The 12,060-nt window shown below is 68.7% G+C and carries 9 protein-coding genes and 3 pseudogenes; 9 read left to right on the forward strand and 3 right to left on the reverse strand.

Annotated features, from left to right (window positions below; all coding sequences use genetic code 11):
• Positions 1-175 precede the first annotated feature (175 nt).
• From OG568_RS00925 to OG568_RS00945, 5 genes and pseudogenes are all read left to right on the forward strand, one after another.
• Positions 176-1,336 (forward strand): CaiB/BaiF CoA transferase family protein, encoded by a 1,161-nt coding sequence (locus tag OG568_RS00925; protein WP_329529840.1) that lies wholly within the window; start codon positions 176-178, stop codon positions 1,334-1,336.
• 31 nt (positions 1,337-1,367) lie between these two features.
• Positions 1,368-2,135 (forward strand): crotonase/enoyl-CoA hydratase family protein, encoded by a 768-nt coding sequence (locus OG568_RS00930; protein WP_329529841.1) that lies wholly within the window; start codon positions 1,368-1,370, stop codon positions 2,133-2,135.
• A 167-nt stretch (positions 2,136-2,302) separates the two neighbouring features.
• Complete coding sequence (locus OG568_RS00935; RefSeq protein ID WP_329529842.1) at positions 2,303-3,790, forward strand: acyl-CoA dehydrogenase family protein; 1,488 nt, start codon at positions 2,303-2,305, stop codon at positions 3,788-3,790.
• A 132-nt stretch (positions 3,791-3,922) separates the two neighbouring features.
• Positions 3,923-4,594 (forward strand): enoyl-CoA hydratase-related protein, encoded by a 672-nt coding sequence (locus OG568_RS00940; RefSeq protein WP_329529843.1) that lies wholly within the window; start codon positions 3,923-3,925, stop codon positions 4,592-4,594.
• 310 nt (positions 4,595-4,904) lie between these two features.
• Positions 4,905-5,116 (forward strand): annotated as a pseudogene (locus OG568_RS00945) (methyltransferase type 11); the annotation flags it as partial.
• A gap of 66 nt (positions 5,117-5,182) precedes the next feature.
• Here the strand turns inward: OG568_RS00945 and tnpA are convergent.
• The gene (gene tnpA, locus OG568_RS00950; protein WP_329529844.1) at positions 5,183-5,611 is read right to left on the reverse strand and encodes an IS200/IS605 family transposase; all 429 of its coding nucleotides are present in this window, start codon (positions 5,609-5,611) and stop codon (positions 5,183-5,185) included.
• A 52-nt stretch (positions 5,612-5,663) separates the two neighbouring features.
• Here tnpA and OG568_RS00955 point away from each other — a divergent pair, with 52 nt between their 5' ends.
• Positions 5,664-6,878 carry an RNA-guided endonuclease InsQ/TnpB family protein gene (locus OG568_RS00955; protein WP_329529845.1) on the forward strand — a complete coding sequence of 405 codons (1,215 nt, stop codon included), beginning with the start codon at positions 5,664-5,666 and terminating at the stop codon, positions 6,876-6,878.
• 32 nt (positions 6,879-6,910) lie between these two features.
• On the opposite strand, the pseudogene OG568_RS00960 reads toward OG568_RS00955, so the two are convergent.
• Positions 6,911-7,790 (reverse strand): annotated as a pseudogene (locus OG568_RS00960) (helix-turn-helix domain-containing protein).
• A 278-nt stretch (positions 7,791-8,068) separates the two neighbouring features.
• Here OG568_RS00960 and OG568_RS00965 point away from each other — a divergent pair.
• The gene (locus tag OG568_RS00965) at positions 8,069-9,994 is read left to right on the forward strand and encodes a multicopper oxidase family protein (RefSeq protein WP_329529846.1); all 1,926 of its coding nucleotides are present in this window, start codon (positions 8,069-8,071) and stop codon (positions 9,992-9,994) included.
• Positions 9,995-10,396: 402 nt separating this feature from the next.
• Here OG568_RS00965 and OG568_RS00970 read toward each other — a convergent pair whose 3' ends face one another.
• Positions 10,397-10,666: a hypothetical protein gene (locus tag OG568_RS00970; protein ID WP_443077502.1), complete on the reverse strand. Its 270-nt coding sequence runs from the start codon at positions 10,664-10,666 to the stop codon at positions 10,397-10,399.
• 383 nt (positions 10,667-11,049) lie between these two features.
• Between OG568_RS00970 and OG568_RS00975 the strand changes: the two are divergent.
• A pseudogene (locus OG568_RS00975) lies at positions 11,050-11,222 on the forward strand (histidine phosphatase family protein); the annotation flags it as partial.
• A 63-nt stretch (positions 11,223-11,285) separates the two neighbouring features.
• A complete protein-coding gene (locus tag OG568_RS00980) occupies positions 11,286-12,020 on the forward strand; it encodes a hypothetical protein (protein ID WP_266578636.1) in 735 nt (244 codons plus the stop codon).
• Positions 12,021-12,060 lie beyond the last annotated feature (40 nt).

Below are 12,060 nucleotides of genomic sequence, written 5' to 3' on the forward strand. Positions count from 1 at the left end.
ACCCGAACATCGGCGGACAGTGCCGAGACCGCTCCAGTGGTGCCGGTTTCAGTAATGCGACATGACTGTGACCGCTGCGGTCACACTGACGTTAGCAATACGATAATTCCCTTGCCCGAAATTCACCATTAGCGTTCTTCGGCATAGCCCAACAAGGGCATGAAAGGACGCGAAAATGGCAGACACACACGCCCCCGGGCCGCTCGACGGCGTGCGGGTCATCGACCTCTCGACCGTGGTCATGGGCCCGTACGCGGCCCAGATCCTCGGAGATCTGGGCGCCGATGTCATCAAGATCGAATCCCCCGCGGACACCATCCGGGTGGGCGAATACCGCAACACGCCGGGCATGACCCCGCTGTATCTCAACGTCAACCGCAACAAGCGCAGCGTGGCCCTCAACCTCAAGGACGAGGCCGAGCACGCCCAGGCCCTGGAGCTCATCCACACCGCCGATGTGCTGATCACCAACATGCGTCCCCGCGCGCTCGCCCGGCTGGGCCTGGCCTACGACGACCTCGGCGCCGCCAATCCGGGCCTCGTCTACGCGCACGGCGCCGGCTTCCGCGGCGACTCCGACCGGGCTGACGCCGCCGCCTACGACGAGACCGTGCAGGCCGCCTCCGGGCTGGTCGACATCGCCAACCGCACCCTGGGCACACCGCTCTACCTGCCGACCATCCTCGCCGACAAGGTCTCCGCGCTGACCATCGCCTACAGCGTGCTCGCCGCCCTGGTCCACCGGAACAGGACCGGGCACGGCCAGCAGATCGAGATCCCCATGGCCGACACGCTGATCACGTTCAACCTGGTCGAGCATCTCGCGGGGCACACTTTCGAGCCGGCGACGGGCCCCACCGGGTACCCGCGGTCACTGTCGCAGCACCACAAGGCCCGGCGCACCAAGGACGGCCTGGCCGCCGTGATCCCGTACAACCCGCAGAACTACCGCGACTTCTTCGCCGCCGCCGGCCGTCCCGAGCTGACCGCGGACCCGCGCGTCAACGGCCCCGCCCTCAACCCGGCCGACGCGGACGGTCTGTCCGACCTGGTCGACGAGTGCACCCCTGCGCTGACCACGGCCGAATGGGCCGAGGTGTGCGCCAAGCACAGCATCCCGATGGGACCGGTGCTGGAGCTGGACCACTCGCACGAGGACCCCTACGTCCGTGAGGGCCACCTCCTCGACACGGTCGTGCACCCGACCGAGGGCCCGGTCCACACGATCGGGATCCCGGTGAGGTTCTCCGCCACGCCCGGCTCGATCCGCCGCCTGGCCCCGGTTCCCGGCCAGGACACCGCGGAGGTCCTCGCCGAGCTGGCGGCCACTCGCTGAGCCGCAGACAGTTTGAGGAGCAAGTACAGCCATGAACAGCAGCGAAGTGCGCGTCCAGCGGGTCTGCTCGACCCTGCTGATCACGATCGACCGCCCGCACGCACGCAACGCGGTGAACGCCGCGGCCGCCGCCGGCCTGGCCGCCGCGCTGGACGAGCTGGAGGCCGACACCGCGCTGCGCTCCGGTGTCCTGACCGGAGCGAACGGCACCTTCAGCGCCGGCATGGACCTCAAGGCCGCCCTGCGGGGTGAGTCGCCCGTGATCCCGGGCCGCGGCTTCGGCGGCCTGACCGAAGCAGCGCTGACGAAGCCCCTGATCGCCGCCGTGGAGGGCTTCGCCCTGGGCGGCGGATTCGAACTCGCCCTGGGATGTGACCTGATCGTCGCCGCGGAGAACGCGAAATTCGGCCTGCCCGAAGTCAAGCGCGGTCTGATCGCGGGAGGCGGCGGCGTGCTCCGGCTGCCCAAGCGCATCCCGTACCACCTGGCGATGGAGTTGCTGCTGACCGGTGAGCCGGTGAGCGGTGGCCGCGCGGCGGAGCTGGGACTGGCCAACCGGCTCACCGCGCCCGGCGAGGCGGTGGCCGTCGCCGTCGAGCTGGCCGGGCGGCTCGCGCACAACGCCCCGCTCGCGCTGGCCGCGGTGAAGAACCTCACGCGGGCCGCCGACGGCGTCCCGCAGGCCGAGGCGTTCGCTGTGCAGCGCAAGGAGATGGGCGCTCTGACGGCCTCGGCCGACGCACGCGAGGGCATGACCGCCTTCGCCGAGCGCCGTGCCCCGCGGTGGACGGGGAAGTGACATGCGGACGCGTTCGGCACGTACGACGCCGAAGAGCAGATCACCGGTGCCGGCCTTCCCGCTCAAGGCCATCCCCGGCTACGACTGCGCCCCGCGCGTCCTGGAGCCGGTCCGTCGAGACCACCGGCGTGGTCAGGGCACGGGTCACTCACACGGACGGTCGGGCCGTGGCCGGCGAACGCACTACCGAACAAGCCGTCGGCTTCTGCACCGCCGTGGGCCGCCCCTGTCGTCGAACGCCGGGAAATCCCGGCTTCGTGGGCAACCGGCTCCAGAACGCGCTCAGCCGCCAGGCCATCCACCTCGTCCAGCAGGGCGTCGTGACCCCCGAGGACCTGGACACCGTCGTCACCCACTCGCCGAAGCCCGCGACCGCAAGCAACCCGCCGCCCTGTCCGCCCTGGAAGACACCCGCCGCAACCAGCACCCCAAGGAGAACTGAGATGACCGCCACCACCACCCCCCTCGCAAAGCTGGACGACCAGCTGACCGCCGACTTCTACCTCTACGAGGCACTGCTGTCGGACGAGGAGCGCAAGATACTGCTCAAGGCCCGCACCTTCCTGCACGATGAGATCAAGCCCCTGGTCAACGACTCCTGGGGCAAGGGCGAGTTGCCCAAGGAGATGATCGACAGGTTCCGCGGCAGCGGACTGGCCGCCCTGGCCTACGAGGGCTACGGCGAGCACCTGCCGGCCATCAGCCACCTGCTCGACGGCATGCTCGCCGCGGAGCTGGGCCGCGTCGACGCCTCGTGCGCCACCTTCTTCGGCGTCCACAACGGGCTCGGCTTCTACTCCATCTACTACGGCGGCGACCAGGAACAGCGCGACCGGTGGCTGCCCGCCATGGCCTCGATGGAGAAGATCGGCGCCTTCGCCCTGACCGAGCCGCTCGGCGGCTCCGACGTCTCCGGCGGCATGCGCACCACCGCCAGGCGCGAGGGCGACACCTGGGTCCTCAACGGCGCCAAGAAGTGGATCGGCAACGCTACCTTCGCCGACTACGTCGTGGTCTTCGCCCGGGACGCCGACGACAACCAGGTCAAGGGCTTCGTCGTGGAGAAGGGCGCCCCCGGCTTCGAGCCGGTGAAGATCGAAGGCAAGATCGCGCTGCGGATCGTGCAGAACGCCGAGATCACCCTGACCGACGTACGCGTACCGGAGGCGAACCGGCTGCAGAACATGAACGGCTTCCGGGACGTCGCCGAGGTCCTGCGCCAGACGCGCAGCGGGGTCGCCTGGCAGGCCCTGGGCGTCATGATCGGCGCCTATGAACTCGCGCTCGACTACGCCAAGGAGCGCCGGCAGTTCGGCCGTCCGATCGCGGGGTTCCAGATGGTGCAGGACCTGTTGGTGAAGAGCCTGGGCAACATCACCGCCTCCTGGGGCATGCTGGTCCAGCTCGCCCGGCTGCAGGACCAGGGCATCTTCCGCGACGAGCACTCCGCGCTGGCCAAGGAGTACGTCGCGGCCCGGATGCGCGAAGTCGTCGCCTTCAGCCGCGAGATCTTCGGCGGCAACGGCATCCTCCTCGACTACGACATCGCCCGGTTCTTCGCCGACGCCGAAGCCCTCTACTCCTACGAGGGCACCCACCAGATGCAGACCCTCATCGTCGGCAAGTCCATCACCGGCCACAGCGCCTTCGTGTGAGACACGGCCGCCCTCCCCAGGGCCAGGGGCCACTCGCGCACAGGGCACACGGGCCCCGCCAGGAACACACAGGCTTGATTCCACCAAGGTCCGGCCCCGACATGGGGCCGGCACAACCCCCAGGAGCGCACCATGCCCACCCTTGACCGCCAGGACAACGTCTTCGTGCTCGATCTCGGAGACGGTGAGAACCGCTTCCACCCCGACTGGATCACCTCCGTCAACGCCGCCCTCGGCGAGGTGGAGAAGGCCGAAGGACCACGCGCCCTGGTGACCACCGCGACCGGCAAGTTCTACTCCAACGGCCTGGACCTGGAGTGGCTGTCCGCTCACGCCGACCAGCAGCAGAGCTACCGCAGCTCCGTCCACGAACTCTTCGCCCGCATGCTGTCCCTGCCGGTGATCACCGTGGCCGCCCTGCAGGGGCACACGTTCGCCGCCGGTGCGATGTTCTCCCTCGCGCACGACTTCCGTGTCATGCGCGCCGACCGCGGCTTCTGGTGCCTGCCCGAGGCCGACATCAACATCCCCTTCACGCCCGGCATGTGCGCCCTGATCCAGTCCCGGTTGGCGCCGCAGACCGCGCACGAGGCCATGGTCACCGCCCGCCGCTACGGCGGATCGGACGCGGCGGCCGCCGGCATCGTCGACCGTGCGACGGACGAGGACGCCGTGCGCCCCACGGCCGTGGAGATCGCCCAGGCGAACCTGAGCAAGGCCGGCGACACCCTCGCCACCATCAAGGCACGCATGTACGCCCCGGCCCTGGCCGTCCTGCGCGGTGCGGCCGGCCCGCTCGGCTGACACCACCGCGCGGACAAGGAACACCACCCGGCCCGGAGCGGTCACGGGACACCGACGGCGGCGCCGCCACGAGGTGACAGCCCAACCGGTCCAACCTCCCGATGGCGGCTCCGGGGAAAGACCACGGGGCACACGCCTCATGGGCACCACCACCGCCACCACCTCGCTCCTGCAGGCCGCCCCGCCGCGGCGGCCACGGCGCAAACCCGGCCCCGGGGCCTGCTGGGCCAGCAGGCCCCGGCCCGCCGCCGCCCAGGCGGACACGGCCCAGCCGACCGGGCCATCACCGCGCGGGCGGGTATGCCTCCGTGACGAGTTGCCCGGTGGCCGTGGGCTGGGACTGGACACCTCTGTGCGCACGCTTCGCGCGGCGGCCCGAGCACATGAGCGAGCCGCCGTGGCCGCCTGGGACGTCTTTCGTGCCTTCCCGCTGGCCGACGGGTGGCCGATGCGGGGTTGAATGTGTTCGCCCCGCGCGATCCATCCCTTGTTCTTCGCAGGGAATCCCGGCCTTCAGGCCGGGCGGGAATGTGATCCTCGGCCTGGAGGCGCGAAGCGCCGGAGTTCTCTGCGTCTGGGGGGTGCCGGTCAGGTCGGCCGCTTCTGGTTGTCGATGTAGTCCTTGACGATGCTCAGCGGTGCGCCGCCGCAGGACCCCGCGAAGTACGACGGGGACCAGAACACGGACCCCGTCCCGGTCCGGTTGATCCGGCCGGTGTACTCCGCCCGCAGGTACCGGGAGCTGACGCCCTTGAGGGAGTTGACGAGCTTGGACAGGGCAACCTTCGGCGGGTAGCGCACGAGCAGATGGACGTGATCGCCTTCGCCGTTGAACTCGTGCAGCTGGACGCCGAAGCTCTCGCACACGTCCCGCATGATCGTCTCGCAGCGCGTCAGCATGTCGTCGTTGAAGACCTCACGCCGGTACTTCGTGACAAACACCAAGTGGGCATGAAGGTGGTGGATGACGTGATTTTCCCGTCGGATATCGGGGTTTTGTTCCCATCGTGGTGACATACGCCAAGTGTAGTAAGATCAAGCGAACTCAACCGGAGGGGTTGGGCTTGGGATGATCCGTGCGTACAAGTTCCTCCTGCGGCCCACCGTCCGTCAGGAGCAGGCGCTCGGCGAGATGCTGCGGGATCACTGCTCCCTCTACAACGCGGCGATACAGGAACGCCGCGACGCCTGGCGGCACGTCTCGAAGACCACCGTCACGTACGGGACGCAGTCCTCGCAGCTCAAGGACATCCGGGCGTTCGACCCGGAGCGTCAGGGCCGCTGGTCGTTCAGTTCGCCGCAGGCCACCCTGCGCCGTCTCGACAAGGCGTTTGCCGCGTTTTTCCGCCGGGTCAAGTCCGGCGACAGTCCCGGCTACCCGCGCTTTCGCGGGGTGAACTGGTTCGACACGGTGGACTTCCCGAAGGACGGGGACGGCTGCCGCTGGGACTCCACCCCGCACGACCCCGTCACGCGTGTCCGCTTCCAGGGGGCCGGCCACGTCAGGGTCAACCAGCACCGCCCGGTGGCCAGCCGGGTCAAAACCGTGTCGGTGAAGCGTGAGGGCCGTAAGTGGTTCGTCGTGCTCACCGCCGAGCAGGAACAGCCCGAACCGCTGCCCGCGACCGGCTCCGTGGCCGGCATCGCCCTGGGCATCGCCAACTTCCTCGCCGACTCGGGCGGCGGGTTCGTGCCCAACCCGCGCCACGGGCGTAAGGCCGCCGAGAAGCTCCAGGCGGCGCAGCAGGCCCTGTCCCGGTTCCCGCGCCGCAAGGCCAAGGACCGCACCGCCAACCACCGGCGCGCGGTAGAGAAGGTCGCCCAGCTGCACGGCAAGGTGCGCCGCCAGCGACTCGACCACGCACACAAGACCGCGCTCGGCCTGGTCCGCGCGCATGACTTCATCGCGCACGAAGACCTCAAGATCCGCAACATGAGCAAGGCCCCCGCGCCTAAGCCCGACCCCGGCCGGCCGGGCACCTTCCTGCCCAACGGGGCCGCCGCCAAGGCCGGGCTCAACAAGTCGATCAGCGATGCCGGATGGGGGGTGTTCCTGACGATCCTGCACGCCAAGGCTGAAAGCGCCGGACGGGACGTGATCGCCGTGGACCCCCGCAACACCTCCCGCACCTGCCCCGCATGCGCGCACACCGCCAAGGAGAACCGGCCCACACAGGAAAAATTCCACTGCGTCGCCTGCGGCTACCACGCGCACGCCGACACAGTGGGCGCACTCAACGTTCTGCGGGCCGGGCTGGTCCGTCGCTACGCCAACCCGGCGTAACGAGAAGCCCCGTCCTTCAGGACGAGGAGGAGTCACGAAGCGAGGATGCGCAGACGGTCGTGGCTGGGGGTGCCGTGCCCGGCGGTCAGGGTGATACTGCTGGTCGGGATCGGCGGTGCAGGTGAGGAAGGACCAGTCCAGGGTGAGCCGGCCGACGACCGGATGGTGCAGGACCTTCGTGCCCGTGCCCTGAACCGCGACGCGATGGGTGCCCCACCACCGCCGGAAGTCGGGGTCCTGAAGTGACAGCTCGCCCACCAGTTCCGCCAGCCGTGGATCCTTCGGGTCCCGGGCGGCCTCCATGCGCAGCTGCGCCAGGCTCGTCTGTGCCACCCAGTCCCAGTCCGGGTACAGCGCTCTGACGGCCGGGTCGCAGAAGACCAGCCGTACGAAGTTGCGTTTCTTTTCCGGGATCCGCGCGAAGTCGGTGAACAGGGCGGCCGCCATGGGGTTCCACGCGAGGATGTCCGTGCGCCGGCCCAGGACGACGGCCGGCGTGGTGGACAGGTCGTCCAGCAGACGCCGCAGCTGCGGCTGGACCTTCTGCGTGGTGCGCCGGCGGGGCCGGGCGGCGTCCCGGCCGGACAGCTCGAACATGTAGGCACGCTCGCCGTCGTCGAGCCGCAGCACACGCGCAAGGGTGTCCAGCACCGGTTCGGAAGCCTGGCGGCGGCCCTGCTCCAGGCGCGTGTAGTAGTCGGGGCTGATCGACGCCAGCAAGGCCACTTCCTCCCGGCGCAGCCCCTTGACCCTGCGCCTGCCGGCCGAGTCGGGCAGCCCGACCTGGGCCGGACTCAGCTCCGTGCGCCGTGCCGTGAGGAAGGCGCCCAGTTCGCTGTGGTGCGCGTTGCTGCTGGCGAACGGAGACGACCAGCGCTCTGCGGGTATACCAAAAAGAGCCGCAGCGAGCATTGAATTGGCGCACAGAGAAGCGGTGAAACTTCGACCCGCGGTCCGCCGCCCAGCAGAATGTGACACGCCAGAATAACGCTCAGCAGATCACCGGCCTATTCTGCATGTATTCAGACTGGGAATAATAATTCGATTCCAATTCCGATGTCTGCCGAATTACTGCCGGGATCGACTCAAAGAGTGGCGTTCCCGGACCGGACCGGCGCGCTGCCCGGCATCGCGCCGAACCAGCCTTGTATCCCTTGAGCGTTACGCGAGGCGAGGGAAGGCTGGAAACGATGATCGAGCGAAGAAAATTCCTCATGGCCGGCGGCCTGGGCGCTGCGGCCATGCTTCCACAGGGCGGTCCGGGAACGCCGGTGTATGCGGCGCCGGCTCACCCGCCGGCAGGGTGTGAGGACCCCGCGGGGACGCCGAACACCCCCCGGCTGAAGAAGTTCGTCGACCCGCTGCCCCGGCCGAAGACAGCCATCCCGGATCCTTCCGTCTACCCGGGCGCCGACTACTACGAGCTCACGATGCGGCAGGGCTGGTGGCGCTTCCACCGGGATCTCAGACCGTCACCCGTATGGGGTTACTGGGCCACGGACCCGCGCCGTCGTCACAAGCCGATCGGCATGGGCTATCTCGGGCCGACCCTCAGCGTGACCAGGGACCATCCGACGGTCGTCAAGTGGCGCAACGAGCTGCCGACCACCCACATCTACCAGTCCGTGATCGACATGATCCGCGACGGGAACCCCCTCGTCGCCCCGGTCCCTCCGCCTCCCTACAAGGCTGAACACCAGTTCCCCGATGACATCAACGTGTGGAACGTCGTACACCAGCACGGCGGTTACACAGCACCACAGTCCGACGGCCTGCCGGAGCAGTCGTTCAGCCCGAAGGGCTTCCACGCCGAGGGCTACACCACCCTGGACCCGAGCCGGGCCAAACCCAACGAAGCGATCTACGGCTACACCAACCACGACCATTCGTGCATGCTCTGGTACCACGATCACGCCATGGGGATGAGCGCTCTCAACGTCCATGCGGGCCTTGCCGGCCTCTACCTCATTCATGACCCCGCCGACGAGCGGCTCGGGCTGCCGCAAGGCGAATTCGAGGTCCCCCTCATCCTGCAGGACCGAACCTTCCACAAGAACGGCTCGCTCGCCTACACCATGGTCGACAGGGAAGGCGAGGACACCCCGGTCGTCAACGGGAAGGCATACCCTTTCCTGGCCGTCGAGCCGCGACGCTACCGGCTGCGCATTCTCAACGCTTCGAACGAGCGTTTCTGGCGGCTGAGGTTCGACGTTCCCAGAGACGTGCTTCTTCAGCCCCAGCTGCCGTTCTGGCTGATCGGCACAGACGGCGGCCTCCGCGCTCCGCTGCGCATGCTGGACTTCCTGATCAGTCCGGCCGAGCGGTACGACCTGATCGTCGACTTCAGTCAGGTGGCGGGCACGAACGTCACACTGACGAACTACCCGGGGACGCAGGTCCACTTCCCCGGCATCCCCGGCTGCGGACCGGAAATCGCAGAAATCATGCAATTCCGGGTCGCCAAGCGACTGTCCGGAGGCGGGGACAAGAGCACGCCGCCCGAGAAACTCAGCCTGCCGGCGGTCGCACCCATCGAGGTGAAACCGCAGACCCGCCGACGGGAATGGGTCGTGTACCAGCACCAGCTCTTCAGGACGATGACGTTCAACGCGGTGCCCTACATGGAGCCGTCCCAGGACTTCATCAAGGAGGGCTCGACCGAGATCTGGGAGTACATCAACCCCAACCACGACGCCCACCCGATGCATGTCCACCTCGTCAACTTCCAGGTGCTGAACAGGCAGCCGATCGACGCGGCCGCCTACCAGACGGATTACGAAAAGTGGATTTCCGGTGGCCGCAAACCGCAGGACCACCCGGTGCTGGCCAACTACTTCACCGGCCCGCCGATTCCGCCGGACCCGGACGAAGTGCTGTCCCGCAAGGACACGGTCAAGGCGCCCGCGCAGATGGTCACCAGAATCATCATCGAGGAATTCGTCCCGCCGACGGATGAGATCGCGTCGATTCCCCACAGCGGCGCCACGCTCCCGGCGACGTACATCCACCACTGCCACCTCCTCGAACACGAAGACGACGACCTGATGCGCCCCTGGACGATCGTCAGCCCCGGTGACGACAGCCGCAGCAGCAGCAACGGCGGCCACGGCCGCTGACGGGATCGACCGACCCGTGTGTGCCGGCCCGCGCCCAGACGGCCCGGACCGGCACACACCACCGTGCCCCGGCCCTCCCCCACCCCAGCCACACCGTCCAGACCCAGACCCAGACCCAGGCCCTGCGCCGGCACCGTCGGACTGCCGGAAGATCCCTCCCGGCGCCACGCGTCCGCACCCCGGACACCTCGAAGGAACATGACTGCGAGCGCCGCGATGAACAGTGCGGTGAAGGCTCCGGCGATGAGGGCCGCCGCGACGGGAGTTGAGAAATAGCCCACGATCACACTGGCCACGACCACGATTCCCAGACCGAAGTGCGCGGCGGGCGGGTCGGCCCGGATCACCTCCCGCAGCGCCTTGCGCGTTGCCCAGGGGAAGAGAATCCACTCGTGCCGCAGGTCAGGCCGCGAAGCCGATGGCGGTGACGTATGCGTACCGGCCCCGCTGGGAGCCGAGGTCCACGACGGCTTCGTTGATCCAGGCGTCGTTGATCCAGGCGTCGTCGAGGGCCTGGCCGTCGTCGTCGGCCCCGGCCGCCTTCGCGGTTGAGACGGGCGAGCAGGTACCGCGCGACGTTGTGCCGGCGTACCTGCAGGTAGGCGATCTCAGTGTTCCGCAGGTGCTTCGCGGACGGGCTGCGGCTGGGCGGTGCGCAAGCGGTTCGTTCAAGACCGGGTTGCGTCGTGCGATCGACACTGGCCGTATGACCGAGCGGACCTTCACCCCTGCGATGGGCCGCTATAAACCCTTCCCCCCGGGGCAACGTCAAGTCGTACCAGGTAGAACCCGCGGACAGCCCCGCACTTCGCTGAAGGAGACGTCAGCGGAAGGGCGCCTTGGGCCGCTGCCTCTGCGCGAGGCGTTCGTCGGCGGCGGAACGACACGGCGCGGGCCCGCGTCCGTCCAGACGTTCGCAAGGATCATGAGCGCTGACAGAGGATCACGCCCCATGACTGGAACAGCTGCCCGCTGCCTCTGCCTCACGCGGCACGGTGAGGCTTCCCCGGACGAAAGCAGCCTGACGGACAACGGCCGCCGGCAAGCCTGCTCACGCCCTCGACGCCCCGAAGTGGCGCTGGACGGGCCTCAACCACGCCGACGCCGCGCTCACCGTCATCCGCTGCGCACCCGGCCGGCCCGCTTCCGTGCTCTTCATACAGCGACCCTGGGGCGCCTCCCCACAGAACTTCGCTGGACCGGCTTCCCGCCCGGCCTCCTCGTCTGAGGGCAGCGGATGGTGTGTCGGGGCCTGTTCGAAGGGGTGGCTGCGCCGAGGACAATCGTCGCCATGAGTGAGGGTACGGGTGATGCCGAGAGCCGCCTGGCGAGGATCGAGCGGCTGCTGGAGAGCGGTGAGCGTGAGGTGGCGCCCGCGTGGCGGCGGGCGACGCAGGGTGAGCCGCGCTGGGCGGTGACCGCGGTGATCCTGGTGGCGGTCGCTCTGCAGTGGATGCTGCCGCACCGGCTCGCCTTCCAGCCGTACTGGGCTCTGCCGGTCCTGGAGTTGGTGCTGCTGGCCGGCCTGATCGCGGCGAATCCCCGGCGGGTCGAACCGAGCACCCGGTGGCTGCGGGGGTGGGGGCTGGCTCTGACCGGTGCGATCAGTGTGGCCAACGGCTGGTCGGCGGTCCGGCTGGTGACGGGTCTGGTGAACGGCACCGAGGGGACGGAGGCCGGGCCGCTGCTGCTGACCGGCGGCGGTATCTGGCTGACGAACGTCATCGTGTTCGCCCTGTGGTACTGGGAGTGGGACCGCGGCGGGCCGATGGCGCGGGTCCGCGGCCAGGTTCAGTACGCCGACTTCCTCTTCGTGCAGATGCAGAGCCCGCAGACCGCGCCGCCGGACTGGGAGCCGGCGTTCCTGGACTACCTGTATCTGTCGTTCACCAACTCCACCGCCTTCAGCCCGACCGATGTGATGCCGCTGTCGCGCTGGGCCAAGATGCTGATGATGCTGCAGTCCTCGGTCTCGTTGGTGACGGTGGTGCTGGTGGTCGCCCGGGCCGTCAACATCCTGCAGTGACACGGCGCGACGCCGACCGTCAGCGGCAGCAGCATCACCG

The organism is Streptomyces sp. NBC_01450, from assembly GCF_036227505.1.
Lineage (GTDB): Bacteria > Actinomycetota > Actinomycetes > Streptomycetales > Streptomycetaceae > Streptomyces.

What these genes read in the sequence shown, in the direction of transcription:
- OG568_RS00955 (WP_329529845.1), top strand. Translation starts at nt 5,664, where the DNA reads ATGATCCGTGCGTACAAGTTCCTCCTGCGGCCCACCGTCCGTCAGGAG.
- OG568_RS00940 (WP_329529843.1), top strand. Translation starts at nt 3,923, where the DNA reads ATGCCCACCCTTGACCGCCAGGACAACGTCTTCGTGCTCGATCTCGGA.
- OG568_RS00980 (WP_266578636.1), top strand. Translation starts at nt 11,286, where the DNA reads ATGAGTGAGGGTACGGGTGATGCCGAGAGCCGCCTGGCGAGGATCGAG.
- OG568_RS00925 (WP_329529840.1), top strand. Translation starts at nt 176, where the DNA reads ATGGCAGACACACACGCCCCCGGGCCGCTCGACGGCGTGCGGGTCATC.
- OG568_RS00965 (WP_329529846.1), top strand. Translation starts at nt 8,069, where the DNA reads ATGATCGAGCGAAGAAAATTCCTCATGGCCGGCGGCCTGGGCGCTGCG.
- tnpA (WP_329529844.1), bottom strand. Translation starts at nt 5,611, where the DNA reads ATGTCACCACGATGGGAACAAAACCCCGATATCCGACGGGAAAATCAC.
- OG568_RS00930 (WP_329529841.1), top strand. Translation starts at nt 1,368, where the DNA reads ATGAACAGCAGCGAAGTGCGCGTCCAGCGGGTCTGCTCGACCCTGCTG.